The sequence below is a fragment of the Streptomyces synnematoformans genome (genome assembly GCF_039531005.1).
GTDB classification, from domain to species: Bacteria; Actinomycetota; Actinomycetes; order Streptomycetales; family Streptomycetaceae; genus Streptomyces; species Streptomyces synnematoformans.
The window spans coordinates 1-2847 of record NZ_BAAAPF010000527.1 but is presented as its reverse complement, the minus strand read 5'-3'; the positions used below and the strand labels follow the sequence as shown (position 1 = coordinate 2847).

Sequence of the window (2847 nt, the reverse complement as noted above, 5' to 3'; positions counted from 1 at the left end):
CTTGGCCCGGATCCGGACGGCGATGCCCGCCCCGCCTCCGCCGCGGGCAGCTCGCGCAGCCGGGCCTCGGCGGGGGCCGCGGCGTACAGCAGCGGCCAGACGTAGCGCTGCGTCCCCAGCCGCAGCCCGTCGCCGACGGCCTTCTCGAACACGGCGCGCACCTCGGCGACCCGCCCGTCGGCGGCGGCCAGCCCGATCGTCATCTCGGCCAGCGGCAGCTCGTTCTGCGCCTGCCGGTCGTGCCCGAACTCCTGCCGGGCCGCGGCGAGTTCGGCGGCGGCGCCGGCATGGTCCCCGCGCAGCAGCGCCAGCCGCGCCCGGTCCAGCAGCGCGGTGCCGTGCATCTGCGCGTTGCGCGCGGTGCGCAGCTGCGCTGCCACGGCCTCCTCGGCCTCGGCCCAGCGGCCCAGCGACAGCAGCGCGTCGGCCCGGTTGCCGTGGCTGTGGGAGAGGTACAGCGCCAGCCCGGAGTCGCCCAGCGCCCCGACCGCCTCCTCCGCCGCGGCCACCGCCTCCCGGGACCGCCCGACGCTTTCGAGGGCCGAGGGCAGGTTCGCGTACGCGCGGCCCGCGGCCACCACGAGGCCGCGGGCCAGCGCCCGTTCCCGTACCGTGTGGAACTCCGCGAGGCCGCCCTCCACGTCGCCCGACTGGACCATCATCCAGGCGAGCGGGATGCGCACGGTCAGCTCGGTCTCCTCCGCGCCGACCAGCCGGGCCAGCTGCACGGCGCGCTCCGCGGCCTCGATCGCGTCGGCGCCCGGGACGCGCAGCGCCTCCCAGTTGGCGGCCTCGGCGAGCACCAGCGCGTGCACCGGGGACGGCGGCAGGCCGCGCACCAGCTCCTGCGCCCGGTCCAGGTCCTCCCGGCCGTCGCCGCGGCCCAGTGCCTGCACGTTGCGGGCCCGCTCGACGCGGAACCACGCGGCGCGCAGCGGCGCGCGGGCGCCGAGCAGGCGCAGCGCCCGGTCGCCGAGCGTGAGGGCCCTGGCGTGGGCGGAGGCGAGCCGGGCCGCGAACACCGTCTCGGCGAGCAGGTCGGCGAACTCGGGCTCGTCGGCCGGCGGGTAGACGCCGCCGGAGTGCGGCACGGTACGGGCCTCGGGCGGCGCCTCGTCCCACAGCGCGACGGCCCGCTCCAGCAGCCCGAGCTGGTCGGCGAAGGCGTGCCGGGCGCGGGCGTCCGCGGCGGCGGCGAGGACGGCGGGCAGCGCGCGGGCGGCGTCGCCGGCCTGGTACCAGTAGCCGGCCAGCCGGGCCGGGCGCTCGTCGGCCCGGACGAGGCCGGGGCCGGCCTCCAGCGCCTCGGCGAAGCGGCGGCTGAGGCGGGCGCGTTCGCCGGGCAGCAGGTCGTCGGAGACGGCTTCGCGCATGAGGGCGTGCCGGAAGCGGTACGCGTCCACCCGCTCGTCGGCGGGGAGCAGCACCCCGGCGCCGATGGCCGTGCGCAGCGCGTCGAACAGCGCGTCCTCGCCGAGCCCGGAGACGGCGGCGAGCAGCGCGGTGTCGACCCGGTCGCCGCCGACCGCGGCCAGCGCGACGATCCGGCGGGCGGGGTCCGGCAGCGCCTCGGCCCGGACGAGCAGCAGGTCGCGCAGCGACTCGCCGATGCCGGCGACCGCACCGCCGGCACTGCCCGTCCCCGGGCCGAGGCCCGCGGCCAGCTCCTCGACGAAGAAGGCGTTCCCGTCGGAGCGCCCGTACACCTCCGCCACCAGCTCCTCCGGCGGCGGCCCGCCGCGCAGCCCGGCGAGCTGGCTGCGCACCTCGTCGCGGCTGAACCGGGGCAGCTCGAAGCGGCGTACGCCGCGCAGCCGGTCCAGCTCGGCGAGGCCGGGGCGCAGCGGGTGGCGGCGGTGCAGGTCGTCGGAGCGGTAGGTGGCGACGACGAGCAGCCGGGCGGCCTGGACGGAACGCAGCAGGTAGCCCAGCAGCTCGCGGGTGGAGTGGTCGGCCCAGTGCAGGTCCTCGACGACGAGCACGAGCACCTGCTCGGCGGCCAGCTGCTCCAGCATCCGGGCGGCCAGCTCGTACAGCCGCGCCCGCCCGGCCTCGCCCTGCGCGGCGGCCGGCAGGTCGGGGACCGGGCCCAGCTCGGGCAGCAGCCGGGCCAGCTCGCCCTGCTGCCCGGCGACGGCCTCGTCCAGCCGGTCGCCGAGGCGGCGGCGCAGGGCGCGCAGCGCGGTGGAGAAGGGCGCGAAGGGCAGGCCGTCGGCGCCGGACTCGATGCAGTTGCCGACGGCCGTCACCGCGCCCGCGGCCTCCGCGCGCGTCAGGAACTCCTCCACCAGCCGGGACTTGCCGACGCCCGCCTCACCCCCGACGAGCACCGCGCACGGCTCGCCGGCGGCGGCCCGGTCGTACGCCTCCGTCAGCGCGCCCAGCTCCGCGGCACGGCCGACGAAGACCCGGGCGCCGCCGCGGGTGCCGGCGGCGTCCGGGCCGGACGGTTCCGTGGGGTGAAGGGAGTCCACGGCACCGAGCATCGCACGTCACGCAGCCGGGCGGGCCGGGGGGAGCGGGCCCGGGCCGGCGGGGGCCTTAGGGCGGCGGGGAGCGGCGCACGCGGGCATCTAAGGCACCCCGTACGCGGAGATGAGGAAGTCGCCCGATGTGCCGCACCCCCCTGGCGGACGAGTCTTGAGGCACCGGGAGCACACGGCACCGAAGCCGATCCACAGGGAGCGACGATGTACGACCACGAGATCCACCGGGCCCGTTCCGCCGAGCTGCGCCGCAGCGCCGACGAGTACCGCAGGGCGCGCAGCACCACCGCCGCCCGCCGGGCGCCCCGGCACGGTGCGGGCGACGCGGGCGGGCCCGCCGCCCGCCGCGGGAGCGTGAGGC

Annotated in this window: 1 protein-coding gene; it reads right to left on the bottom strand. The window is 79.0% G+C overall.

Features of this window, described 5'->3' with window-relative positions; all coding sequences use genetic code 11:
* Positions 1-2474 (bottom strand): ATP-binding protein (locus ABD317_RS35505; protein WP_344295893.1); only part of this gene is annotated, 2474 nt, incomplete at its 3' end.
* Positions 2475-2847 lie beyond the last annotated feature (373 nt).